The following is a 22,240-nucleotide window of genomic DNA, read 5'->3' as shown; positions in this document are numbered from 1 at the left end:
CCAGCCGTTAAGCGCCGCTGGCCGCTTCGAGTGCGAGGGGAAATTGCAGTTCAAACAAAGATAAATCCGCAGTTTTTCCCACAGACAACCGAATACAGCGGTTTTGAGGGGCTACAAAAGGCATCCGCACAAAGATGTCCCGCGCGATCAACTGATCCAGAACCGCCTTGGCAAAAGCCGCATCCTGACCGCAATCAACAGCCACAAAATTGGTGGCCGAGGGAACAACGGACAGCCCCTGCTCTGCTACAATCTGGGCAATCCGCTTGCGCCCCAAAGCAATGCTATCAACCGTTTGCGCCAGATAACGTTGATCCTTAAGCGCAGCCAAAGCCCCCGCCTGACTGATCCGGCACATACCAAAATGGTTGCGGATTTTATTGAAACTGTCGATCAGATCCGCATGCCCAATGCCATACCCCACCCGCGCACCAGCCATGCCGTAAGCCTTTGAGAAAGTACGCATTCTGATGACTTTTTTATCATCTGTGTTCAGCTCTGGCGCATGGCCTGTTGGCGCGAATTCAATATAGGCCTCATCCAGTATCAAAAGGCAATTTTCCGGCACGGCGTCAATGGCGGCCTGTATCACCTCGGCGCTGTGGACAGTGCCCATGGGATTGTCAGGATTGGCCAGATAGACCAGCCGCGCGCCCACTTCAGCCGCTTTTTGCATCAAAGCAACGGGGTCTTCGAAGTCACCTTTATAAGGGACTGTAACCAGCTCTCCTCCGTAGCCTGCCACATGATAATTGAAGGTAGGATAGGCCCCTTGCGAGGTCACAACTTTAACACCGGGTTCCACAATCATCCGCGCCAGATAGCCAAGCAGGCCGTCGATTCCTTCGCCTACAATGATGTTTTCCGTGGCGATGTGGTGGAATTCAGCCAAAGCTAGCTTCAGATCAAAGTTTTCAGGATCGCCGTATTGCCAAACCTCGCCCGCCGCTTGGGCCATGGCGGTAATCGCATAAGGGCTGGGGCCGAACACATTTTCATTCGCCCCAAGCCGTGCTGCAAAACCGCGTCCCCGTGCCCGCTCTTGCGTTTCCGGCCCAACAAAAGGCACTGTTGAGGGCAACCCCGCAACCAAATCCGTGTAAATCGGTCCGCTCATCCCTGTCTCCCTAACTGCGTCCTGTGTTTGACCATGTCCCGCGCTTGATGCGGCGAACCGTCTGAACCCCGGCCCTTAAAGCCGAGGTTTTACGTGTGTTAGCCCAGCTGATCAGCCCAGCGCAGCAACCCGATCAAAGGCGGCTTGCAACGTGGCGGATTCAAGGCCAGCTGCTTCCATCCGGTCACGGTTTTCTGCAACAACAGCTTCAGGCGCATTTGCGACGAATTTTTCATTCGCCAGCTTACCCTTTAGGCCGTTGATTTCTTTGGCTAGTTTGTCGATGGCTTTTTGCAGGCGTGCTTTTTCTTCTTCGATGTCGATCACATCAGCCAGTGGCAGGCAGAAAGAGCCCCCCTCTACCGGCAAGGTCACCGCACCTTTAGGGGCTTGATCCGCAATGGTCAGTTCCGAAATCCGCGCCAGACGCATGATCATCGGCTGGTTGCGATCCAAAGCAGCCTTGCCCGCATCATCCAGCGCCAGTTGCACCATGGGGATTTTCGCCCCCGCATTGACACGCATTTCGGACCGTACAGAGCGTACCTGTTCAATCAAAGTGATCACCCAGTTCATTTCGCGGTCAGCATCTGCATCCATCAATTCGGCACCATAGGTCGGCCAATCCGCATGGATCAGCAACTTTTGGCGCTCGGCAATATCACCCCAAAGCTGTTCGGTAATAAACGGCATAATCGGGTGCAGCAGGATCAGACATTGATCCAGCGTCCAGGACAGGGTCGCCTTGGTCTCTGCTTTGGCGGCTTCATCCTCGCCTTGCAACAAGGGTTTGGACAACTCAACATACCAGTCGCAAACCTTGCCCCAAACAAAAGCGTAAAGCCCGTTTGCCGCATCGTTGAACCGGTATTGTTCCAGCGCCGTATCCACGACCTCACGCACTTTGGCAGTCTCGCCGACAATCCATTTGTTCAGGGTTTGCTGCACCGTCGCAGGATCAAAATCCGCCTGCGGTGTGGCCTCGTTAAACTCGGCAAATCGTGCCGCATTCCACAGTTTCGTACCAAAGTTGCGGTTGCCCTTCACGCGGTCCACGCTGAGTTTCAACGTCCCACCAAGAGCCGCAATCGACGTCATGGTAAAGCGCAAAGCATCCGCCCCGAATTCGTTGATCAGGTCCAGCGGGTCCACCACATTGCCCAACGTTTTGGACATTTTTACGCCTTTTTCGTCACGCACCAATGCGTGCAAGTATATGGTATCAAAGGGAACTTCCTTCACCACCTCAAGCTGCATCATCATCATACGCGCGACCCAAAAGAACAGAATGTCCGCGCCAGTAATCAAGGTAGATGTCGGGAAATACCGTTTAAGTTCATCCGTTTCATTGGGCCATCCCAGCGTCCCAATCGGCCATAAACCCGATGAGAACCACGTATCCAGAACATCCGGATCACGCCAAACAGGCACAGCGCCGGTCAACCCCATAGGGCCGCCCACATTGATCGAATGGGGTTCTTGGTCTAACAGCAAAATTGTGCCGCCATAATATTCCAGCGTCTGGTTGGTCAGTTCCAATTCGCTTGCAGCGCAGAATTCCTTCCACGGGGCTTCGCCAATAATCTGGCCGTTTTCCATCCGTGGACCGTACCAAACCGGAATCTGATGCCCCCACCACAATTGACGGGAAATACACCACGGCTCGATGTTTTCCATCCAGTGGTAATAAACCTTTTTATCCCGTTCTGGCAGAATCCGAACGGTGCCGTCTTTGACTTTTTCCAGCGCAGGCACCGCCAGTTTGGCCGCATCCACATACCATTGGTCCGTCAGCATCGGTTCCATCACAACCTTGGAGCGATCACAAAAGGGCTGCATGATTTTCTTGTCTTCGATGGTGATCATCAGGCCTTCGCCGTCAATATCTGCAATCACCGCCTTGCGCGCCTCAAACCGGTCCAACCCGCGATAGGCATCCGGCACAAGGTTGATTTGCTCCACTTCGGTCTCGGTAAACTCCGCACCTTCGGCAATTTCTTTGGCCCGCGTGGCAGCGGCTGCATAGTCCAAACCATCCGCCCGCATCTGCGCTTTGGTATCCATCAAACGATAGAGCGGAATGTTATTGCGCTTGGCCACGCCATAGTCATTCGCGTCATGGGCACCGGTAATTTTCACGGCACCAGAACCGAAATCAGGATCGGGGTAATCATCGGTGATGATCGGGATCAGGCGGCGGTGCTCTTTCGGACCGACCGGAATTTCACACAATTTGCCCACAATCGGCGCATAGCGTTCATCTTTGGTGTGAACCGCAACCGCCCCGTCTCCCAACATGGTTTCAGGCCGTGTTGTCGCAATGGAAATATAATCCCGTGTTTCGCGCAGCGTGACTACGCCGTCTTCGTCTTTTTCAATGTATTCATAGGTTTCGCCACCCGCCAGCGGGTATTTGAAATGCCACATATGGCCGTCGATCTCGATGTTTTCCACCTCAAGATCGGAAATGGCGGTTTCAAAATGCGGGTCCCAGTTTACCAGCCGTTTGCCGCGATAAATCAAACCCTTGTTGTACAAATCCACAAAGACCTTCAGCACCGCATCATGGAAATTCTTATCCATGGTAAAGGCATTCCGTTCCCAATCAGCCGAGGCGCCAAGCCGTTTCAACTGGGAAATAATCGTGCCGCCTTTTTCCTCTTTCCAAGCGAGAACCCGCTCTAGAAATGCCTCGCGTCCCATTTCTGCACGCGTCGGCCCGCCCTCGGCAGCCAGCTGTTTTTCCACCTGCAACTGCGTGGCAATCCCTGCGTGATCCTGCCCGGGCTGCCAAAGGGTGTCAAAGCCGCGCATCCGATGCCAGCGGATCAGAATATCCTGCAACGTGTTGTTAAACGCATGGCCCACATGCAGCGCGCCCGTCACATTGGGCGGCGGGATCATGATGCTAAAACTCTCGTCACGGGATTTATTCGCACCTGCGCGAAACGCGCCTGCGTCTTCCCATTTTTTGAAGATCGCCGCCTCGGCAGAGGCCGCATCAAAATTCTTTTCCATCGCCATAGGATCAGTCCCGCCTAAAAGTCATCGCCACCTTCTAACCAGCCCGTGGCCGAAGGAAAACCCAAGAAATCCGCCGCGCAACAACCACGACCATTCTCTTTTTGTTTTTCAAATATCCAATGCCGCGCCCAAAGCACAAAAGTCCACTTACAATTGAAACAACCGCCCCGGCCCTGGCACTTTGCGCCCCGCTAAATGTGCCATATGCCATGCCAAAGCCGAATTACTGGAAATCACCGGTTTGCCAATCTGCGCTTCGGCCTGTTCGATAATGTCAAAAGCCCGCAAATTGGTACAAGAGGCAAAGACAACATCGCACTCCCCCTGCCCCAGCTCTGCTATCGCCTGCAAAACCGAATCTTGTGAAATCCGCGCCACAACCTTTTCGCGGGCTTCCTCGAAACTTGAAAAGCCCGAAATCTTAAAGCCGTTTTGTTCAAGCAAGGCCCGCATGGCCGCAGACACGTCAGCAACATAGGGCGTCAAAAAACCGATATTGCGCGCGCCCAACGCCCGACACGCGGCCATAACAGCAGACATCGGATTGGTCACAGGCACGCCCGCATGGCTGGTTTGCACACAGGCCGCCACGCGATCTTCGCCAATAATCGTCGCCCCGGATGTGCAGCCGTATCCTATCGCCCCGAACGACACTTCGCGCGGCAAAAGCGCTGCGGATGCGGGTAAATCCGCCTCCATCTGGGCAAGCGTTTCAGGGGTCACATCGGGTTGGCTGACAATCCGGCTGTGATAAACGGGCACCCGCGCGGGGCCAAAAACGCTGGCCAGTTCCGGTTCCATCGTTTCATCGGTGGATAGAACGATCAGCCCCAACGCCGCCTGATCCCCGTATCCGGTATCGGTTTCAAAATGCTGTGCCATCGCGTGCCTCTTTCTTAGATGCCTATTCAGATCACAGGCAGTTCCCGCGCCACCCGCTGTGTCAGCAGAACCGGCGCGCCTTCGGTGATCAGAATATTTTCTTCGGCCACCATCATACGGGTTGCGTCAATCATTAGCGAGGGCTCTAGCGTCATCACCATTCCCGCTTGCAAAACCGTAGTGTCATGAGCCGCGATTGACGGCCACTCCGTCAGTTGCATCCCCAATCCATGCCCGATCCGCCCCACATCAGATCCGCCGCCCAGACCCTTATTCATGGCGGCAAAAAGATCGCAGCAGCGCACCCCTGCACGGGCAGTTTCCAGCCCTCTTTCGGTCACATCCCACAATTTTGCATGGGCAGACACAGCTTCAGCGTGGGCGTGGCCTATGGCAAAATTTCGATCGAAATCACAAAAATACCCCTTTAAACTGGCACCTGTATCCAGCATCAACACATCCCCATCAGCCAACGGAGTCGCGGTTGGCGGGGAAATCACATCGCCGTAGCCCCCCTGCCCGGCACCGCCCACAAGATAGGGCACATCCTCGGCCCCCGTTTCCAACAATGCAATTTTAAATCGGCGGAACACCTGGTCCAACCCGTCCCCGATGGCGGCCAGTTCTGGCACGCGGGCAAATGTGCGCGAGCCGATGTCACAAATGCGGCGGATAATGGCGACTTCAGCATCAGATTTTATCATCCGCAGGGATTTGATCAGGGCCGAACAGTCGTTGAAATGGCCAGAAATTGCGGCCTCAACCGCGCGAAAATCGGTTAACCCCATGCGCAGACTGGATTCTTCGCCCATGGGCAGGCCGATTTGATTGAAGGGGGCCAAAGCCTCAACCAACAGGCTTACGCCTTCATCAATGCCCCGCGGACTTGGCCATGTACGGATATCCTTAACCCAAGTGCGCCCCATCAAATCCGCGCCGATGGCTGGGATAACGGCGATTGGCGCGCCCGATTGGGGCAGGATCACAAACCAAGGCCGCGTGGGGCTGTGCCAAAACAGGGTTCGAAATCCGGTGAAATACCGCACCTCTGCCTCGGTTGTTAGCAGGATCGCATCAAATCCGTCTGTCGCCATTTTTTTCTGGGCCCGTTCAAGACGGTCCTGAAATTCGACGACAGGGAAATCAGTCATCGGCTGGGCCTTCGGAAAGAATCACCAAAACCCGCGCCTGCGGACCGAGACTGGCAGCCTGCGCCACCACCCCCGCAAAACCAGCCCCGCCAGAAGGCGAAGTTTGCAGCCCGAACCCCGCCAATTGTGCAATATCCCGCGCCACGTCAGAATCGCTAAGCGTCAAAAAACCATCCGCATCTCGTGCCAGTGCTTTTAGCGCCAGATGAGAGGGTTCCTTGCAATCCAGCCGTCCCATATTGGACGCAGGGCCTTGGGTCGCTACGGGTTTTCCTGCCTGGATACTGGCTAGCAACGCGGGGGCTGCATCGGGTTCGACCACAATAATTTGCACGTCCTGCCCCCAGTGTTTTCGCGCAGATGCCGCCACGGCTGCTGCCAGACCACCAACGCCTGCTTGCAGATAGATATGTGTGGGCGCGGGGCCATATTGTTCAAAGACTTCAGCGCTAAGCGCCAGATACCCCTCCATCACATCCCGCCCGGATGTGTCCTCTACCCAAGTGCTATCAGACAGCAAGCGCCAGCCATTCTGCGTAGCGGCTTTGGCAGCGGCAGCCATGCTGGCCTCGTAATCTGCGCCTACTACGACCACTTCAGCCCCTTTATCGCGCAAACGTTGGGCAAAGCCGGACGGCACGGTTTCAGCCAGATAGATCACCGCAGTTGCGCCAAAGACATGCGCGCCCGCCGCCACCGAGAGCCCGTGATTCCCGGCACTTGCCGTGACAAAAACATGCCCTTCCAGCGCGATTTTCGCCTTTTGCGGGTCAGATATATCTTGCCCCACCCGTTCAAATGCGGTTTTGGCGATGGAAAAGGCAGCACCCAATGCTTTGAAACTGCCCAACCCCATGCGGGCGCGCTCGTCTTTTACATGCAAACTGCCAATTCCCAAGCGGGCCGCAAGGGCGGGCAGATCAGTTAAAGGCGTTTGGGCATGGGCTGGACATTGGCCTAAAAGTTTCAGAACAAGGCTATCGTCAACCGTCACTTCGCCCGCTGCCAGACTGGATTGCGCGGGCACGCCAGTGCCACGCCATGGGTTCGAAATATATGTCATGCCCTGAACTTGCACTGGATCGCGCGTCAAGAACAGTCACAAAACGGCAAAATGGGGCGGAAAACTCCGCCAATTGGAGTGCCTAAACCGTCCTGCCCCGCATCACGCTACATTTTCGCGATCGGGAATGGCGCGGTCGGCGGTTGTCAGTTTCTCGCGCAGCATATGCAACATCATACGCCCGCTGTTTTGCCCTGTAGCGCCTGAATTCATGCGGCTGAAAAACTGCCGCGCTTGCTGTGACAGCTCTGTATCACGGGCGGTCTGCGCCACGCTATCCACGAATTGCGCGCAATAGTGTAGTTGCTGGCGATCCCCATCCGGTAAAGCCTTTTCCAGAATGGCACGAATCCGGTCCAGATCATCCAAAAGCGCCTGTTGATCCAGCTCTAGCGCGGTGTTTGATGACTGCGCAACGGGATCTGGCACAATGCGCGGCCCCTCACGTTCTCGGGTCAGTGTGGAGACCAGCCGCCGCTGAAACAGATCAAGACTTTCTATAGGCTTAGCCAGAAACCCATGAGCCCCTGCCGCAATAACCTTTTGGCGGGTGCTGTCCTGGGTATCGCCGCTAAGGGCCAAAATCGCCTGCTCCGGGTTGCCGTGTTCTGCCAGTTCGCGGATCAATTCAAGTCCAGAACCATCGGGCAGGCCCAGATCCACAATAATCAGGTCGGGCCGATACATTGAAAGATGTTTACGCGCGGATTTTACACAATCGGCGCGGCGCAACCTTGCGCCGCTGCGTAGGGCCATTAAACGCACCGCTTCGGAGCAGAAACGGCTATCTTCGATCAGCAGAATCGTGACCCCCATCAAAGGTCTGCGTTTGGCGTAATTTTTCGTAAACGGATCAATATCATGTGGCATGGTCGCCCCCAAAAGTTGCAGAAAACTTACCCCCATGGAACCGCATAGGTGCTAACAGGTTCCTAACAATTTTACGTTTTTGCCTTCTGGCAGACATAATTTCGTAAAACGCGCCATTGGGTGCACCCTTTGTCGCGTTGCCAAACCCCAGCAATCGCGCCATATCAAAGGCAACGGGACCAAAGGAGCTTAGGATGATTGGACGTTTGAACCACGTGGCCATTGCAGTGCCGGATCTGGATGCTGCCTGTGCGCAATACCGTGACACCCTTGGGGCCAACGTCGGTGCGCCGCAGGACGAACCGGATCACGGCGTAACTGTGGTGTTTATCGAACTGCCCAACACCAAGATCGAACTTTTGTACCCTTTGGGGGAAAATTCCCCGATCCAAGGCTTTCTGGACAAGAATCCATCGGGTGGCATTCACCACATCTGCTATGAAGTAGACGATATTCTGGCCGCACGGGACAAACTGCAAGCCACAGGCGCGCGGGTTCTTGGCAGTGGAGAGCCTAAAATCGGCGCCCATGGCAAGCCTGTTTTATTCTTGCATCCCAAAGACTTCACCGGAACCCTTGTCGAGTTGGAACAAGTTTAAATGAATATTGGTGCCGCTCTTGTCCTTTATGCCGTAACCTGGTTTTTAACCTTATTTATTGTCCTGCCCTTGCGCCTGAAAAGTCAGGATGAGGACGGCCATATTGTGCCAGGCACGCCCCCTTCTGCGCCGGTTAATCCGCAGCTGGGCAAACGGGTGCTGATTGTTACGGGTGTTGCAACGGTGGTCTGGCTGATTCTGGCATTTGTGATTTCGTCAGGTATAATTCCCCTTGATACCTTTGATTTTTACAACGGTATCCAAGACTAGCGGATCAGTGTTAAACAACCCGCAACAAGGCCAAAGCAGCCGCATGGGTGTCTTTATCCCCTGCGGCAAGAACGCGGCCGCCCGCATGGGCCGGGCCGCCTTCCCAATCTGTGACAATACCACCAGCGGCTTTGATCACGGCCAGCGGGCCCTGGATGTCATAGGCGTTTAAACCTGCTTCAATCACCAAATCAATTTGCCCTGCTGCCAGCAAACCATAAGCGTAGCAATCCGTGCCATAGCGCGTCAGTTTCACGCAGTCGCGCACCCGTTCAAAGGCGCTGCGGTCTTCCGGGGTGCCAACTTCGGGGAAGGTGGTGAACAGGATCGCGTCCTTCAGGCTGGCGCAGCGACGCACGGCCAGTGGTTCATGAACAGTACCGCGCTGCCACAAAGCGCCATCCGGCGTCCCGAGGAACCGCTCACCCGTGAAAGGTTGGTCGATAATACCGATTTCAGGGCCGGTTTCGGGGCCTACAGCGATCAAAACACCCCATGTGGGCGTGCCAGAAATAAAGCCGCGTGTACCGTCAATCGGGTCCAACACCCAGACCAAGCCGCTGCTGCCCTGTTTGGTGCCGAACTCTTCGCCCAGAATGCCGTCTTCGGGGCGGGATTGGGCTAGGATCGCGCGCATCTGGCGTTCGATTTCACGATCAGCTACGGTGACAGGATCAAAATCCCCCGCCAGTTTATTTTCAATATTCTGACCGCCACGGCGAAAATATTGCAGCGCAATCGGGCGTGCGGCATCAGCCAAAGCATAGGCCACCTGCACCAGTTCACGGGTCAGATCAGGGGAAAGTGTCACAATTTTAGACATAGAGATGCGCAAGCCTTAACGATTTGGCGCAACGATAGACTGCACGGCCCTTTCGTCAATCCGAAAGAACCGCCTGTTGTTATGCGCTGGCGCTAAGAACCCGTGCCAGATCAAACAGCTTGCGCCGCTGGTTTTCTGGAATGGCATAATACGAACGCACCAGATCGAGCGCTTCTTTATCCGATAGCAGATCCCCTTGCTGGCCTTTAGGCACAGCGGATTCGATTTGTGCTTCTATTTCGCCCTCGGATTTATCGAACCCTTCAAAGAAAAAGCTGACAGGAACGTCCAAAGCCTCGGCAATGTCCCACAGACGCGATGCACTGATCCGGTTCATACCGGTTTCATACTTTTGAATTTGCTGGAACTTGATCCCAACCTTATTGCCAAGCTGCTGCTGCGTCACGCCGAGCATCCATCGCCGATGGCGCACACGTTTACCAACGTGGATGTCCACTGGATGTTTCATCAAGAATTCTCCATTGTCTGTTACGCTTTGACGTATAGTAATAGCGCTGCACAGCCTTTCAAAAAAGGCGCCACGCCCATATCCACCAGGACCACTAATATCAAAATTCGGAACGATACCGAAATACGGTCGAGACAAATACTTTCTTTAAACGTGATAATCTAAATCCCATACAATCTAAAGCTGATCATTTATCATGTTCGAGGCTTTTCAGGGCAATTCGCACATTCTTTCGCATTTTGCAAAGAAAATATCAACATATTGCGTAACGCAGTCTCAATATTGATTAAAAATTCGGCCCAAACCCAATTCACCCCGCTTTGGTCTTCAGCTATGACCGCTGTTAAATAAAGTTAAAGGAATCCAAAAATGCGCGCGATGCAGGTCACCCAACACGGTAATCCACTGGAACTTTGCGATATTCCACGCCCGGAACCACTTCCCAAGCAAGTTTTGGTTCGAATCGCAGCCTGTGCGCTGAACTTTGGCGACCTTTTACTGTTGAAAGGCACCTATCAGGAAAAGCCGCCGCTGCCTTTTACCCTGGGCATGGAAATTTCCGGCACTGTCGAAGAGGTCGGATCAGAGGTCACCAGCCTTCAAGTGGGGCAAAAGGTGATTTCGTATATCGGGTTTGGCGGCATGGCGGATTACGCCGCCATTGACGCCGATATTTGTCTGGCGATTCCAGATACAATGCCGATGACCGACGCCGCCGCTTTCCCCGTGGGCTATGGCACTGCCCATCTGGCGCTGGATCACCGCGCCAGATTGCAGCCGGGGGAACGTTTGCTGGTGCTGGGCGCATCGGGTGGGGTTGGCCTGACGGCTGTGGAACTGGGCAAACTTATGGGGGCCGAGGTGATTGCCGTGGCCCGCGGCGCAGAAAAGCTGGCCATCGCCAAGGCCGCAGGGGCGGATCATCTGATCGATTCCGAAACCGGCGATCTGCGCGAACAGGTCAAAGCCCTTGGCGGTGCGGATGTGGTCTATGATCCTGTGGGCGGCGACCAGTTCAAGGCCGCTTTACGGGCCACCAACCCCGAAGGCCGTCTGATCCCGCTTGGTTTTGCATCAGGCGATGTGCCGCAAATTCCGGCCAATATTCTGTTGGTGAAAAACCTTACTGTGATCGGCTATTATTGGGGCGGCTATGCGAAAACCAATCCGACGGTGCTGAACGACAGTTTGGCAAAGCTGTTGAACTGGTACGAAACGGGGAAAATCAAACCCCATGTCAGCCATACCCTGCCACTGGATCAGGCGAATGAGGCTTTGGACCTGCTGCGCACCCGCAAGGCCACGGGTAAGGTTGTCATTACCCTTTCAGAATAAACACCAACGGGTGCAGTGCCCATTTGCCAGCGTTGCGCCCCGCCGGATGACAGGCTAGCCCGCCAACCGAATTTTTTTGGCAGGTTCCATATCGCAGCAATAAGCCTCACGGACCATCTCAGCAAACAGGGGGGCCATCGGGTTTTGTGCTGATGGCGCGACCATCATATTGACCTGAAACTCCGGTAAATCAGGCAAGCTGCCGCCATGGTCAATTTCTTCCAGATATTGCGGCGTTGTTCCCTTTAGACGCGCATGGACCGCCAGATCCGCACTTAATGATGCCTCGACCGTCATAGATGACATGGTATCCACCGCCATTTCCCAGTCAATCTGCGCCTCATCCAGTGCCTTCAACACAATCGGGCGAAAAATACACTGAGTTTCAAAGGCGATCCGCAATGGCCGCTCTTTCCAAGTTGCCCCGTTTGGCGCGCCGTACCACACCAGATCAAGGCTCGCCAAACGCACTGAATCCTCGGCCCCGCCGGTTTCAGTTGTCAGAATCACGTCGCACTCCCCAGAGGCGAACATGGATTTCAGCTCTGATGTGAAAGAAGACACCATATTCACCTTCACCTTGGGATAAGCGGTAGAGAACCGCTTCAGAACCTTCGGGATATGGGGATAGACGATGTCATGGGGTACGCCGAACATGATCTCGCCTTCGAATTTTTGATCGGTCATGCGGTTCCAGACCTCATCATTAAGTGTCAGCAACCGCCGCCCGTAACTCAGTAACAGCTCGCCCTGTGCGGTGGGGGAAACGCTGCGGTTTGAGCGGTCCAACAGGCTTTGCCCCAGGCTTTCTTCCAGCCGTTTTAACTGCATGGAAACCGCCGATTGGGTCAGGTTCAACTGGGCCGCTGCCCGCGTTACCCCGCCCGTATCCGCCACTGCAACAAAACTTCGCAGGGCCGTCAAATCCAAATTTCTAGCCATATCACAATCCTTGATATCAAAATCAACAAACATTCGTTTTTAAAATGAGTAACCACATGGCACATAAACATCAAGGAAATTGATGCAAACCCAATATCGCATCCGAATTCAGAAAGGAAAACCGATGACCTACACAACAACACCCCCCGCCCTCCAGGCCCACAGATTGCATGGCGCCCCCAAAAGCTGGCTTGCCCGACTGCGCGCAGCGGGTCAGCTGCGTCGGGAACGCAGGGCCCTTATCCGTCTGAGCGACCAGCATCTTTCAGACATCGGCGTCACCCGCGCCGAGGCCGAAGCAGAAGCAAACCGCGGTCTTTGGGACGCGCCAAACCACTGGAAACGCTAGTGCCTGCCCCGTTTCACCCCTAAATTGTGCCGTTTTTGATCTAACGGCACAATTTTCACCGCTATTCTCTTGAAAACACCCCCCAGACACCCGATATTCTTGCATGAACCTATCCGCATCGGCAGATGGGCAGTTTTAATGATTTTCTAGGGAGAAAACCAAATGGCACAATACGAGACAGTCCGCCGCGCAGGTGCAGGTGTGGGTGTCGAAGCCACCCAAATTCACGCTGGGTTGCGCGCGCACATGAACAAAGTCTACGGCCTGATGGGCGTGGCGATGTTCATCACAGGTATCGTCGCTTACTTCGTCGGCACCGATCTGGCCCTTGCAAAGGCTGGCCAGCCTACAATGATCTTCTCTGTCGGAATGCTGGAAACAATGTTCACCAGCCCCGTCCGCTATGTGATCATGTTCGCGCCACTGGCCGTTGTCTTTGGCTTTGGGGCCATGATTAACAAAATGTCACTGGGCACCGCACAGATGGTGTTCTGGGCTTTCTCTGCTCTGATGGGTCTGTCGATTTCCTGGATCTTCGCAGTTTATACTGGCATGTCCATCGCACAGATCTTCTTTGTGACCGCCATCGCATTCGCGTCCCTGTCCATCTGGGGCTACACCACCAAGAAAGACATTTCCGGCTGGGGCAGCTTCCTGATCATGGGCGTTGTTGGCTTGATCGTTGCAATGGTCGTGAACATCTTCCTGCAGTCCCCTGCAATCATGTTCGCAATCAACGCCATCGGTGTTCTGATTTTTGCCGGCCTGACCGCCTATGACACGCAAAACATCAAAAACACCTATCTGGCCCATGCGCATCACGGCGACAATGAGTGGCTGGGTAAATCCGCAATCATGGGCGCGCTCAGCTTGTACCTGAACTTCCTCAACATGTTCATGATGTTGCTGTCCTTGTTCGGCAACCGCGAATAAGCGAAACTATATTAACACCAAAAGCCGGGGCAAACGCTCCGGCTTTTTTGTATCCTTTATACCGAAAGCACAAAGATGCACGATTTTGCCTTTCCCATTACCGCATGGTCCACGGTTCTTCTCGGGGTGTTGTACCTTTGGCTGACCATCCTGATTATCATGGTCCGGCGCAGCGATGGCATCGTTCTGGGCGACAATAACGACCGCATCATGGCCAAAAAGATCAGAGGCCAGGCCAATGCAGCCGAGCAAATCCCGCTGGGCCTGATCCTGATCGCCTTGAACGAGTCGCTAAACCCCGCCCCTATCACATTGGTCATTGCCGCATTTCTGGTGATCGGGCGATACCTGCATGCGGTTTACTTCGCCAAAGACGGCACACATTTCCGCTTTCGCCTGTTTGGAATGCTGTTCACCCTGATCGCCCAAATCCTCGGCCTGATCGGCGTGGTGTTTGGCTTGCTGTTTTAACAGCTCCCGCAGGCTCTTTTTTGGCTAAATATCCAAAACCTGCCTTTGCAAAACAAGCCAGCACAGGCAGATAAACCTACCCCGCAACATCCGCCAAAACCGCCCGACAGGCCGCTTCAATCAGATCAAACACGCGGTCAAACCCGTCTTCATAATAAGGGTCTGGCACCTCGCGCAGGGGCTGGTCGGGCAGATAATCCAGCAACAGCCCCAACTTACCCCCTGCCCCACTGGGTGCCATGGCCTGAAGATTGTGGAAATTGCTGCGATCCATCGCAAGGATCAGATCAAACCGCGCAAAATCCTGCACCACCATCTGTCGGGATCGCTGCCCCGACAGATCATATCCCCGCCGCGCCGCCTCAGCCATAGAGCGGCGGTCGGGCAGCGCTCCGTTGTGCCAGCCACTTGTGCCTGCACTGTCCACCTCAATTTCCACGCCAGCCGATTGCACCAAGCCACGCATAATCCCCTCGGCGGTGGGAGAGCGGCAGATATTGCCCAAACAGACAAACAGAATAGACTGGGTCATGACCACACTTTCTTGGGTCAACACACCCTCCCCTTATCACACAGCTTCACGAGGCTTCCTATGAACATTGTTATCCTCACAGGCGCGGGTATATCTGCTGAAAGCGGCCTTGGCACCTTTCGCGATGATGACGGGCTTTGGGCGAAATACCCCATAGAACAGGTGGCAACCCCGGAAGGGTTCCAGAATAATCCCGCACTCGTGCATGATTTTTACAACGCCAGACGCGCCAATTGTGCAGGTTCCGCACCTAACCCTGCACACACGGCGCTTGCCCGATTGGAACAGCAGTTCCAAGGCGAAGTCCTAATCGTCACGCAGAATGTCGATGACTTGCACGAACGGGCAGGCAGCCGCGCTGTCTGGCACATGCACGGCAGGTTAAACCACGCCAAATGCCAAAGCTGCGATCACACATGGCCCGCGCCTGCGCAAATGCAGCCGGATGATCCCTGCCCGAACTGTCGTGCAAAAACCACCCGTCCCGATGTGGTCTGGTTCGGCGAAATGCCCTATTTCATGGAAGATATCTATGCCCGCCTGCACAGCGCAGACCTGTTTGTGTCCATCGGCACCTCGGGCAATGTCTATCCCGCTGCAGGTTTTGTGGAACAAGCCAGCCGCGCGGGGGCTGCCACGCTTGAACTGAACCTTGAACCCTCATTGGGGGCATCCACCTTTGCGCAATGCCGCACCGGCCCCGCCAGCACGCTGGTGCCCGAATGGGTCAACGGCTTGCTGCGCTGATCCTATCCTGTCACCTTATTGGGCATATCCTCCCCCGCAAAAAACGCCCGCAGGTTTTCCACCGCCATCAGCCCCATGCCCGTGCGCACATCCAGCGCGGCAGTCCCCAGATGGGGCAACAACGACACGTTATTCAATCGCCGCAACGCCTCTGGCACCACGGGTTCGCTTTCGTACACATCCAAGCCTGCCCCGCCAATCACACCGGCTTCAAGCGCTGCAATCAATGCGGCCTCATCCACCACATCCCCCCGCGCCGTATTCACCAGAATACCGTGCGGACGCATGGCGGCCAGTTCAGCCGCGCCGATCATATGCTGGTTTGCAGCGCCGCCCGGAACCGACAAAGACACAACATCCGCCGCCGCCATAACCTCGGCAATACTGCCCAATTGACGGGCCGAGGGCACGCCGCAATCTGCCACAGGAGATCGGTTGTAAAACACCACATCCATGCCAAAGCCATAGTGACAGCGCTTGGCAATCGCCTTGCCAATCCGCCCCATGCCGATCACACCCAGCGTTTTGCCACTGACGTGCAGCCCCAAAAACTGCGTCGGATGCCAACCTTGCCAAGCCCCGCTGCGCACCGCCGCTTCGCCTTCACTGGCGCGCCGCGCCGTCATCAACATCAGCAAAACCGCAATATCCGCTGTGGCATCGGTCACTGCACCGGGCGTATTGGACACAGCCAGCCCCGCCGCCTGCGCCGCTGCCACATCAATATGATTATACCCCACGCCGAAATTCGCCAGAACCCGCGCCCGCATCGCGCCACCAAAAACAGAAGCCCCGAGCGGATCGCCCAACGTCGGCAAAACCCCGTCAAACTCCGCCAGCGCCACGGCCATTTCAGCATCTGACAGCGGCAAAGTCTCGGCCCGCACGGTCACCGCAAAATGTTTCCGCGCCTCAGCGATTACCGCATCCGGCAAAGGCCGCGTCACAAATACGCTCGGTAAATCTACCATCTTCAATGTTCCCCCAAATACTCAGATCACAGCTTAATGCAGCCGCCCGCCTGCGGGCACAACCATATCAGGACGTACCAAAACAACCTCACCCTCTGCATCAGGCAGGCCCAAGACCAACACCTCGGACATCACAGGCCCGATCTGGCGCGGCGGGAAATTCACCACCGCCATCACTTGGGTCCCGACCAAAGTTTCTGGCGTGTAGTGTTTGGTGATCTGCGCGGATGATTTTTTCTCGCCCAGATCTCCGCCAAAATCTACCCACAGTTTGATCGCGGGTTTGCGGGCCTCGGGAAACGGTTCCGCGCGGGTGATCACCCCTACGCGCACATCCACTTTGATAAAATCGTCAAAGGAAATCTCATCGCTCAATTCATCACTCATTTTGCCAACTCCCGACTGCGATCCGCTGCGGCTTTGACACCGCGCCGCAACAAGGCAGGAAAGCCGCTTTCTGCATCCATCAAAACCCCCAGCGCCGCCGCCGTGGTCCCCCCGGGGGACGTTACATTCACCCGCAACTGGGCTGGATCCTCATCCGATTGTTCCGCCAAAGCCCCCGCCCCGGCAACCGTGGCACGGGCCAGTTTCAGCGCCAGATCGGCTGGCAACCCTTCGGCCACCCCCGCTGCCGCCAAAGTTTCAATCAAATGAAACACATAGGCAGGTCCGGACCCCGATACAGCCGTCACCGCATCCATCTGGCTTTCATCGGCCAAACGCACCGTCTGGCCCACTGCCCGCAACAGGCTTTCGGCCATCTGCATGTCACTTTCGCCAATATTTCCGTTACCAATCAGCGCAGTAATCCCTTTGGATACAGCCGCAGGTGTGTTTGGCATAGCGCGGATGATCGGGGTTTTATCCCCCAAAACCGCCTCAAACGCGGCAATCGGCGTTCCGGCTGCCACCGAAATAAACACTGTCGAACCATTGCCCATGGCCTGCAAACGGGGCAAGGCATCGCCCATCATTTGGGGTTTAACCGCAACAATGCACACCGCAGGCGCATCAGGCAAAGCGCCGTTCACCCCCACACCATCCGCCTGCAAGGCTTGCACCCAGTCAGACGGCGACGGATCAAGAATAGAGACAGCTTTCGGCGTCACACCCTGTGACAACCAGCCCTGCAACATGGCAGAGCCCATTTTCCCACAGCCAAGCAGCACCAGACCGCCCTTGTTCACACGTTCCAAAGTCACGAAAAACCCTTCCCAAACATCCAGCCGATTCACGGCGGACCTTGGGCGATGGTCGATTGGAAATCAAGCCCATGCGGCGGGTTAACCCCTTAGGCGCGGCCGTAGGATTCCGACATGGCGATATCCATCGCCCGCTCGACGGTTTCATCGCCCCAGCAAATCAACTGAAACGCCGGATAGAACCGCTCGCAGGCCACAACAGCCGCACTGAGCATCTGATCCACTTGTTCAGGGGCCGCAGATGCACCGCCGCCCAGCATCAGACCATAGCGATAGACCATCAGCTGCTGCTCGCGCCACAATGAGAACGAACCGGCCCAGCATTTGTCATTTGCCAGATTCATCGCCTCAAACAACGGCGCCAGTTTTTCTTCGGGCGGGGCCATTTCAAAAGTACAAATCATTCGCAGGGTTTCGTCATAAGCCGACCACGCCAAAGTAATCGAATAGGTGCGCCACGCCCCTTCAATCGCCATAGCAATCTGGTCTTCCGCAACCCGATCGAACGCCCAGTCGTAATGTTCTGCAAGGGTTTCAACCACATCAATGGGATGTAATTCACCGCTATCAAGATAATGCTCTGTGCTTGTCATGCCTGCTGCCTTCTTGTTTGTCTTTGCGAGACACGCCGCCCCAATTTCTAGGCGTCAGCGCTAGGTCTACGGGGTTTTCCCGAACACCTTACAAGATATGGTGTAATCAATTGACCTGCATGTAAAGAAAAACTTTTGTAATGCAGCAATCCATCCCCAGCTATTTTCACTTTATCCACAATAAATCAAAAACGCCCCCCGCTGAAAACGAGAGGCGCCACCAATTCTTTTTTGTTTTTCAAATATCCAAAAACAGGACCGTCAAATCACCCCGCCGTGGGCAATTCATAAACGCCACCGTTGGCTTTGGACCATTCCAAAGGCGCATTCAAAAACGCCTCAACCTGATCCAGTGTTTTGGTGTCGAAGTTCCCTTGCGCACGGGCAACTTTCAAAACATCCCACCATGTAACCAGATAATGCAGCTTTAGCCCGTTCTCGGCCAACATCTCATGGGTGTTCTTGAAAATATCGTAGTAGAATACCACCAACGTGTGGTCACAGGTGGCACCTGTTTTGCGGATCGCTTCGGCAAAGCGCAGCTTTGATCCGCCGTCTGTTGTCAGATCCTCAACCAGCAAAACCCGCTGACCCTCGGAAATATCGCCTTCAATCTGCGCATCCCGTCCGTAGCCTTTGGGCTTTTTGCGCACATATTGCATGGGTAGGTTCATCCGTTCCGCAATCCATGCGGCAAAGGGAATACCGGCCGTTTCGCCACCCGCCGCCGCGTCGAATTGTTCAAATCCCACATCGCGGTAAAGCGTGGCCACAGCGAAATCCATCAGGGCGCTGCGGATATGGGGATAGGAAATCAACTTGCGGCAGTCGATATACACCGGCGAAGCCAGCCCGCTGGCAAAAGTATAAGGCTCATCCGCGCGGAAATTCACCGCTTTGATTTCCAGCAGCATCTTGGCTGCCAGTTCGGACATTGTTTCTTTGTCGATAAAACTGTTGGAAAACACGCGCAGCACTCCTCGGATCGCAGATGAGATGCTCATAGAACAAGACAGGTCACAAGAAAAGCGCAACAGACCCAGTTTGCGCAAAAAACCCAATGAGGCCCCGCTTTCAATAGGATTGAGCCGTAGCCCAAACACCGTTAAACCGCCCCTATGAACCGGCTTCACTGGCATCCCCGCGCAACACTCAGCGACTTTGACGGCACCCTTTTAGATGCCGCACAGGCGGCTGGCGTCGCCCCAAACCGCAGCAGTGATCCCAGCAACCCGCTAACGGCGATTCCCGCATTTTTGAACGCGCTCGGCGCAGGTCTTTCCCCAATCATCGGCACCCCGGTAAACGCGCCAGACCAACCTGACAGTTTTTTCACCCTGACAGGCGGCACCACAGGCGCGCCCAAGGTTATTCGACGCAGCACATCAAGCTGGCTGCATTCGATCAAGACGCTCAGCGCCACGCTGAATATCGGGCCAAACGCCCGTGTGGCCACGCTGGGCAACCTCACCTATTCCCTGTCGCTCTATAGCGCGATTGAGGCGCTCTATTGTGGCGCGGATTTCCACTTTATACGCGGGGCCGAGGCTGACAAACGCGGCATCACCCATCTTTATGCCACCCCGACCCAGTTGCGCGTGATCCGCCAACCCGCCCCGCGTGTGACCCATGTCATCACAGGGGGAGGTCCTTTTGACGAGGCCACTGCCGCCCATGTGGGCAGGATTTTCCCGAATGCCAAAGTCTGGCGCTTTTATGGCGCGGCTGAAACCAGTTTCATCACTTTGGCTGATGACGCTACCCCCCAAAAATCCGTCGGCCCCGCCTTTCCGGGGGGTGAAATTGCCATCCGTGATCCCTCAGGCAATCCGCTTTCCGCCAACACGGCTGGGGAAGTCTGGCTGCGCAGCCCGATGCTGTTCAGCGAATATGCCATCGGGAGGTCTGCCAGCACAAAATGGCAGGACACATGGTTGTCCGTGGGCGAGGTTGGGCATTTGGACCCTGCGGGCAATCTGTATCTGACGGGGCGGATGGATCGCATCCTGACCATAGCTGATAAATCCGTATCTCTTGACCAGCTTGAGTCCGCTTTGATTACCGCAGGGGCTGGATCAGCCGCGATCGTCGCACTGCCCGACCCGCTGCGCGGCTATGTTTTACACGGATTTATCGAAGGAACCGCGCCAAAACCCAATCTTTTGAAATCTCTGACGCAGCTGCCTACACTTCCCCGTCTGACATCAGGCAAACCGGACTACGCCGCCCTGCGAGAGCTGATCCCATGAAGCCTGCCTATATTGTTGCGGCCTATCGCACCCCCGTCGCCCCCGAAAACGGCGCTTTTGCGCGGGTTGCGCTGCACGATCTGGCCGCGCCTGTGATCAAGGCCTGCCTGCACCATTGCCCGGTTCCGCCTGACGAGTTGATCCTGTCCAACGCCCTGTACGGTGGCGGCAATCCGGCCCGTCTTGCTGCCCTTGCGGCAGGATTGCCTGAAACCGTGGCGGGGCTGTCGATTGATCGGCAATGCGCGGGGGGGCTTGATGCCATCTTATTGGCGGCACGGTTGGTGCAGTCAGGGGCGGCGCGTGCGGTACTGGCTGGCGGGGCGGAAAGCCACTCGCGCCGCCCGTTGCGCCTGCGCACCGATCCTGACGGGGCCGCAGCAATCGCATATGACCGTCCGCCGTTTTCCCCTTGGGCCAGCCGCGACCCTGATCTGCATGAAAGTGCGGCGCAACTGGCAGATGGGATGGGGCTTACCCGCGAAGCACAGGATGGGTTTGCGGTTGCAAGCCATGCCAAGGCCCGCGCCGCCCGTGATCAGCTACACCAAGAAATCATTCCTGTGGCAGGGTTGGACAAGGACGCGTTTACCCGTAATCTCAACCTTAAAACCGCAGCCCGTGCGCCGATGGTTACAGGCAGTCTCAGCGCGGCCAATACGGCAATAAAGGCGGATGCGGCAGCTTTTCTATTAGTGGTCGATCAGGAACTGGCGGCTGAATTCCACGGGATTACCCCTGCGCAAATCATCGGCGGTGTCACTTTGGGGGCTGCCCCAGAAACACCCGCAACCGCCCCGATTGCGGCGATACGTCAGATCTTGGCGCAGGCTGGGATAGCGGCTGGCGCACTGACATGCAGCGAAATAATGGAAGCGTATGCCGTTCAGGCCATTGCCTGCCAGCGGGGGGCGGGACTTGACCCCCTGACCATGAATCGTAGTGGCGGAGCCTTGGCGCGGGGGCACCCAATCGGGGCCTCGGGAGCGATCAACGCGGTGCGTTTGTTTCACGAATTGCAACAGGCCGGCGGCACCGGCCTTGCTGCGATTGCTGCGGCAGGCGGGCTGGGAACCGCCATGCTGTTACAGGTTTAGGCCCGCGACATCACGGCGCGGGGCCGTGCTTTGTGAATTGCACCAGTGATCGCGCCAGCGGCCACGGCCTTGATCAGATCGCCCGCCAGAAACGGCAGCATTGCTGTGACTATCGCATCCACCAGACCTGCACCCGTCATAGCCATGTAATAAGGCACTGCCACCGCATAAAGCACGCCGATCCCGCCAACCACAGCGGCGATCCCCGCGCTGACGCCAACCCGCGCGCCGCGCAACAAGCGCATCATCAGGCCAGTGGCAAAGGCGGCGACTGGAAAACCGAACAGGAACCCCGCCCAAGGGGTTGTGAACACACCCAATCCGCCGCGCCCCCCTGCCAGCAAGGGCAAGCCAAGCGCAACCAGTGCCAGAAACAGGATCACCGCCAATGCGCCTTTGCGCGCGCCCAGAATGGTGCCGCACAGCATGATCCCCATGGATTGCGCGGTGATCGGGATGCCACTGATCAAGGTCAGTTTCGGCAACAAGCCAAGGGCTGCGATCACTGCCGCAAAAACCGCGATGTAGACGATGTTTCTTTCCATAAC

At 55.9% G+C, this 22,240-nt stretch carries 25 protein-coding genes; 9 read left to right on the top strand and 16 right to left on the bottom strand.

Annotated elements, in window-relative coordinates; all coding sequences use genetic code 11:
* Nucleotides 1-7: 7 nt before the first annotated feature.
* The 6 genes from GGE09_RS05750 to GGE09_RS05725 all read right to left on the bottom strand — a co-directional run bounded on the left by GGE09_RS05750 (nt 8) and on the right by GGE09_RS05725 (nt 8,107).
* Nucleotides 8-1,117 carry a pyridoxal phosphate-dependent aminotransferase gene (locus GGE09_RS05750; RefSeq protein ID WP_309744733.1) on the bottom strand — a complete coding sequence of 370 codons (1,110 nt, stop codon included), beginning with the start codon at nt 1,115-1,117 and terminating at the stop codon, nt 8-10.
* A 111-nt stretch (nt 1,118-1,228) separates the two neighbouring features.
* Nucleotides 1,229-4,141, bottom strand: a complete 2,913-nt coding sequence (locus tag GGE09_RS05745; protein WP_309744731.1) for a valine--tRNA ligase — start codon at nt 4,139-4,141, stop codon at nt 1,229-1,231.
* Between the two features lie 147 nt (nt 4,142-4,288).
* Nucleotides 4,289-5,023, bottom strand: coding sequence for an aspartate/glutamate racemase family protein (locus GGE09_RS05740; RefSeq protein ID WP_309744729.1), 735 nt, complete (start codon nt 5,021-5,023; stop codon nt 4,289-4,291).
* A 26-nt stretch (nt 5,024-5,049) separates the two neighbouring features.
* The gene (locus GGE09_RS05735; protein WP_309744727.1) at nt 5,050-6,174 is read right to left on the bottom strand and encodes a Xaa-Pro peptidase family protein; all 1,125 of its coding nucleotides are present in this window, start codon (nt 6,172-6,174) and stop codon (nt 5,050-5,052) included.
* Nucleotides 6,167-7,237 carry a pyridoxal-phosphate dependent enzyme gene (locus tag GGE09_RS05730; protein ID WP_309744725.1) on the bottom strand — a complete coding sequence of 357 codons (1,071 nt, stop codon included), beginning with the start codon at nt 7,235-7,237 and terminating at the stop codon, nt 6,167-6,169. The genes GGE09_RS05735 and GGE09_RS05730 overlap by 8 nt, the downstream gene beginning before the upstream one ends.
* 102 nt (nt 7,238-7,339) lie before the next feature.
* Entirely contained in the window at nt 7,340-8,107 is a 768-nt protein-coding gene (locus GGE09_RS05725) for a response regulator (protein WP_309744723.1), read from the bottom strand.
* Between the two features lie 194 nt (nt 8,108-8,301).
* Here GGE09_RS05725 and mce point away from each other — a divergent pair, with 194 nt between their 5' ends.
* Nucleotides 8,302-8,706 carry a methylmalonyl-CoA epimerase gene (gene mce, locus GGE09_RS05720; RefSeq protein WP_309744721.1) on the top strand — a complete coding sequence of 135 codons (405 nt, stop codon included), beginning with the start codon at nt 8,302-8,304 and terminating at the stop codon, nt 8,704-8,706.
* Nucleotides 8,707-8,976, top strand: a complete 270-nt coding sequence (locus GGE09_RS05715; RefSeq protein WP_309744720.1) for a DUF1467 family protein — start codon at nt 8,707-8,709, stop codon at nt 8,974-8,976.
* A gap of 10 nt (nt 8,977-8,986) precedes the next feature.
* Here GGE09_RS05715 and GGE09_RS05710 read toward each other — a convergent pair whose 3' ends face one another.
* Together GGE09_RS05710 and GGE09_RS05705 are read right to left on the bottom strand one after the other, a co-directional pair.
* Complete coding sequence (locus GGE09_RS05710; RefSeq protein WP_309744718.1) at nt 8,987-9,799, bottom strand: inositol monophosphatase family protein; 813 nt, start codon at nt 9,797-9,799, stop codon at nt 8,987-8,989.
* A 79-nt stretch (nt 9,800-9,878) separates the two neighbouring features.
* Entirely contained in the window at nt 9,879-10,268 is a 390-nt protein-coding gene (locus GGE09_RS05705; protein WP_309744716.1) for a helix-turn-helix transcriptional regulator, read from the bottom strand.
* 369 nt (nt 10,269-10,637) lie between these two features.
* Between GGE09_RS05705 and GGE09_RS05700 the strand changes: the two genes are divergently transcribed.
* On the top strand, nt 10,638-11,603 hold the full coding sequence (locus GGE09_RS05700; protein WP_309744714.1) for an NADPH:quinone oxidoreductase family protein: 966 nt from the start codon (nt 10,638-10,640) through the stop codon (nt 11,601-11,603).
* 54 nt (nt 11,604-11,657) lie between these two features.
* Here GGE09_RS05700 and GGE09_RS05695 read toward each other — a convergent pair whose 3' ends face one another.
* Nucleotides 11,658-12,545 carry a LysR family transcriptional regulator gene (locus GGE09_RS05695; RefSeq protein WP_309744711.1) on the bottom strand — a complete coding sequence of 296 codons (888 nt, stop codon included), beginning with the start codon at nt 12,543-12,545 and terminating at the stop codon, nt 11,658-11,660.
* A 124-nt stretch (nt 12,546-12,669) separates the two neighbouring features.
* On the opposite strand from GGE09_RS05695, the gene GGE09_RS05690 reads away from it, so the two are divergent.
* The 3 genes from GGE09_RS05690 (at nt 12,670) to GGE09_RS05680 (ending at nt 14,298) form a co-directional block, all read left to right on the top strand.
* A complete protein-coding gene (locus GGE09_RS05690) occupies nt 12,670-12,894 on the top strand; it encodes a DUF1127 domain-containing protein (RefSeq protein WP_309744709.1) in 225 nt (74 codons plus the stop codon).
* Nucleotides 12,895-13,056: 162 nt separating this feature from the next.
* Nucleotides 13,057-13,827, top strand: a complete 771-nt coding sequence (locus GGE09_RS05685) for a Bax inhibitor-1/YccA family protein (RefSeq protein WP_309744707.1) — start codon at nt 13,057-13,059, stop codon at nt 13,825-13,827.
* Nucleotides 13,828-13,902: 75 nt separating this feature from the next.
* The gene (locus tag GGE09_RS05680; protein WP_309744705.1) at nt 13,903-14,298 is read left to right on the top strand and encodes an MAPEG family protein; all 396 of its coding nucleotides are present in this window, start codon (nt 13,903-13,905) and stop codon (nt 14,296-14,298) included.
* Between the two features lie 76 nt (nt 14,299-14,374).
* Here the strand turns inward: GGE09_RS05680 and GGE09_RS05675 are convergent, their stop codons facing one another.
* Nucleotides 14,375-14,851 carry a low molecular weight protein-tyrosine-phosphatase gene (locus tag GGE09_RS05675; protein WP_309744703.1) on the bottom strand — a complete coding sequence of 159 codons (477 nt, stop codon included), beginning with the start codon at nt 14,849-14,851 and terminating at the stop codon, nt 14,375-14,377.
* A 39-nt stretch (nt 14,852-14,890) separates the two neighbouring features.
* Here GGE09_RS05675 and GGE09_RS05670 point away from each other — a divergent pair, with 39 nt between their 5' ends.
* On the top strand, nt 14,891-15,577 hold the full coding sequence (locus GGE09_RS05670) for an NAD-dependent deacylase (RefSeq protein ID WP_309744701.1): 687 nt from the start codon (nt 14,891-14,893) through the stop codon (nt 15,575-15,577).
* 2 nt (nt 15,578-15,579) lie between these two features.
* Here the strand turns inward: GGE09_RS05670 and GGE09_RS05665 are convergent, their stop codons facing one another.
* From GGE09_RS05665 to GGE09_RS05645, 5 genes are all read right to left on the bottom strand, one after another.
* Entirely contained in the window at nt 15,580-16,548 is a 969-nt protein-coding gene (locus GGE09_RS05665) for a D-glycerate dehydrogenase (RefSeq protein WP_309744699.1), read from the bottom strand.
* A gap of 33 nt (nt 16,549-16,581) precedes the next feature.
* On the bottom strand, nt 16,582-16,935 hold the full coding sequence (locus GGE09_RS05660; protein ID WP_309744697.1) for a tRNA-binding protein: 354 nt from the start codon (nt 16,933-16,935) through the stop codon (nt 16,582-16,584).
* Nucleotides 16,932-17,753, bottom strand: coding sequence for a pyrroline-5-carboxylate reductase (gene proC / locus GGE09_RS05655; RefSeq protein WP_309744695.1), 822 nt, complete (start codon nt 17,751-17,753; stop codon nt 16,932-16,934). The genes GGE09_RS05660 and proC overlap by 4 nt, the downstream gene beginning before the upstream one ends.
* A gap of 89 nt (nt 17,754-17,842) precedes the next feature.
* Nucleotides 17,843-18,346, bottom strand: a complete 504-nt coding sequence (locus GGE09_RS05650) for a YbjN domain-containing protein (RefSeq protein ID WP_309744693.1) — start codon at nt 18,344-18,346, stop codon at nt 17,843-17,845.
* 266 nt (nt 18,347-18,612) lie between these two features.
* Nucleotides 18,613-19,350 (bottom strand): orotate phosphoribosyltransferase, encoded by a 738-nt coding sequence (locus tag GGE09_RS05645; RefSeq protein WP_309744692.1) that lies wholly within the window; start codon nt 19,348-19,350, stop codon nt 18,613-18,615.
* A gap of 114 nt (nt 19,351-19,464) precedes the next feature.
* Between GGE09_RS05645 and GGE09_RS05640 the strand changes: the two genes are divergently transcribed.
* Together GGE09_RS05640 and GGE09_RS05635 are read left to right on the top strand one after the other, a co-directional pair.
* Complete coding sequence (locus tag GGE09_RS05640; RefSeq protein WP_309744691.1) at nt 19,465-20,595, top strand: AMP-binding protein; 1,131 nt, start codon at nt 19,465-19,467, stop codon at nt 20,593-20,595.
* A complete protein-coding gene (locus GGE09_RS05635) occupies nt 20,592-21,692 on the top strand; it encodes a thiolase family protein (protein WP_309744689.1) in 1,101 nt (366 codons plus the stop codon). The genes GGE09_RS05640 and GGE09_RS05635 overlap by 4 nt, the downstream gene beginning before the upstream one ends.
* Here the strand turns inward: GGE09_RS05635 and GGE09_RS05630 are convergent.
* Nucleotides 21,689-22,237, bottom strand: a complete 549-nt coding sequence (locus GGE09_RS05630) for a biotin transporter BioY (RefSeq protein WP_309744687.1) — start codon at nt 22,235-22,237, stop codon at nt 21,689-21,691. The genes GGE09_RS05635 and GGE09_RS05630 overlap by 4 nt on opposite strands.
* Nucleotides 22,238-22,240: the final 3 nt, after the last annotated feature.

It is taken from the genome of Roseobacter sp. N2S (assembly GCF_031454055.1).
Lineage (GTDB): Bacteria > Pseudomonadota > Alphaproteobacteria > Rhodobacterales > Rhodobacteraceae > Amylibacter.
Note: the sequence above shows the minus strand (reverse complement) of the source record. Positions and strands in the feature narration are given on the sequence as shown.

What these genes read in the sequence shown, in the direction of transcription:
- GGE09_RS05710 (WP_309744718.1), bottom strand. Translation starts at nt 9,799, where the DNA reads ATGTCTAAAATTGTGACACTTTCCCCTGATCTGACCCGTGAACTGGTG.
- GGE09_RS05635 (WP_309744689.1), top strand. Translation starts at nt 20,592, where the DNA reads ATGAAGCCTGCCTATATTGTTGCGGCCTATCGCACCCCCGTCGCCCCC.
- GGE09_RS05685 (WP_309744707.1), top strand. Translation starts at nt 13,057, where the DNA reads ATGGCACAATACGAGACAGTCCGCCGCGCAGGTGCAGGTGTGGGTGTC.
- GGE09_RS05630 (WP_309744687.1), bottom strand. Translation starts at nt 22,237, where the DNA reads ATGGAAAGAAACATCGTCTACATCGCGGTTTTTGCGGCAGTGATCGCA.
- GGE09_RS05645 (WP_309744692.1), bottom strand. Translation starts at nt 19,350, where the DNA reads ATGAGCATCTCATCTGCGATCCGAGGAGTGCTGCGCGTGTTTTCCAAC.
- GGE09_RS05735 (WP_309744727.1), bottom strand. Translation starts at nt 6,174, where the DNA reads ATGACTGATTTCCCTGTCGTCGAATTTCAGGACCGTCTTGAACGGGCC.
- GGE09_RS05730 (WP_309744725.1), bottom strand. Translation starts at nt 7,237, where the DNA reads ATGACATATATTTCGAACCCATGGCGTGGCACTGGCGTGCCCGCGCAA.
- GGE09_RS05740 (WP_309744729.1), bottom strand. Translation starts at nt 5,023, where the DNA reads ATGGCACAGCATTTTGAAACCGATACCGGATACGGGGATCAGGCGGCG.
- GGE09_RS05715 (WP_309744720.1), top strand. Translation starts at nt 8,707, where the DNA reads ATGAATATTGGTGCCGCTCTTGTCCTTTATGCCGTAACCTGGTTTTTA.
- mce (WP_309744721.1), top strand. Translation starts at nt 8,302, where the DNA reads ATGATTGGACGTTTGAACCACGTGGCCATTGCAGTGCCGGATCTGGAT.
- GGE09_RS05700 (WP_309744714.1), top strand. Translation starts at nt 10,638, where the DNA reads ATGCGCGCGATGCAGGTCACCCAACACGGTAATCCACTGGAACTTTGC.
- GGE09_RS05725 (WP_309744723.1), bottom strand. Translation starts at nt 8,107, where the DNA reads ATGCCACATGATATTGATCCGTTTACGAAAAATTACGCCAAACGCAGA.
- GGE09_RS05650 (WP_309744693.1), bottom strand. Translation starts at nt 18,346, where the DNA reads ATGACAAGCACAGAGCATTATCTTGATAGCGGTGAATTACATCCCATT.
- GGE09_RS05705 (WP_309744716.1), bottom strand. Translation starts at nt 10,268, where the DNA reads ATGAAACATCCAGTGGACATCCACGTTGGTAAACGTGTGCGCCATCGG.
- GGE09_RS05680 (WP_309744705.1), top strand. Translation starts at nt 13,903, where the DNA reads ATGCACGATTTTGCCTTTCCCATTACCGCATGGTCCACGGTTCTTCTC.
- GGE09_RS05660 (WP_309744697.1), bottom strand. Translation starts at nt 16,935, where the DNA reads ATGAGTGATGAATTGAGCGATGAGATTTCCTTTGACGATTTTATCAAA.
- GGE09_RS05750 (WP_309744733.1), bottom strand. Translation starts at nt 1,117, where the DNA reads ATGAGCGGACCGATTTACACGGATTTGGTTGCGGGGTTGCCCTCAACA.
- GGE09_RS05665 (WP_309744699.1), bottom strand. Translation starts at nt 16,548, where the DNA reads ATGGTAGATTTACCGAGCGTATTTGTGACGCGGCCTTTGCCGGATGCG.
- GGE09_RS05670 (WP_309744701.1), top strand. Translation starts at nt 14,891, where the DNA reads ATGAACATTGTTATCCTCACAGGCGCGGGTATATCTGCTGAAAGCGGC.
- GGE09_RS05690 (WP_309744709.1), top strand. Translation starts at nt 12,670, where the DNA reads ATGACCTACACAACAACACCCCCCGCCCTCCAGGCCCACAGATTGCAT.
- GGE09_RS05745 (WP_309744731.1), bottom strand. Translation starts at nt 4,141, where the DNA reads ATGGCGATGGAAAAGAATTTTGATGCGGCCTCTGCCGAGGCGGCGATC.
- GGE09_RS05695 (WP_309744711.1), bottom strand. Translation starts at nt 12,545, where the DNA reads ATGGCTAGAAATTTGGATTTGACGGCCCTGCGAAGTTTTGTTGCAGTG.
- GGE09_RS05640 (WP_309744691.1), top strand. Translation starts at nt 19,465, where the DNA reads ATGAACCGGCTTCACTGGCATCCCCGCGCAACACTCAGCGACTTTGAC.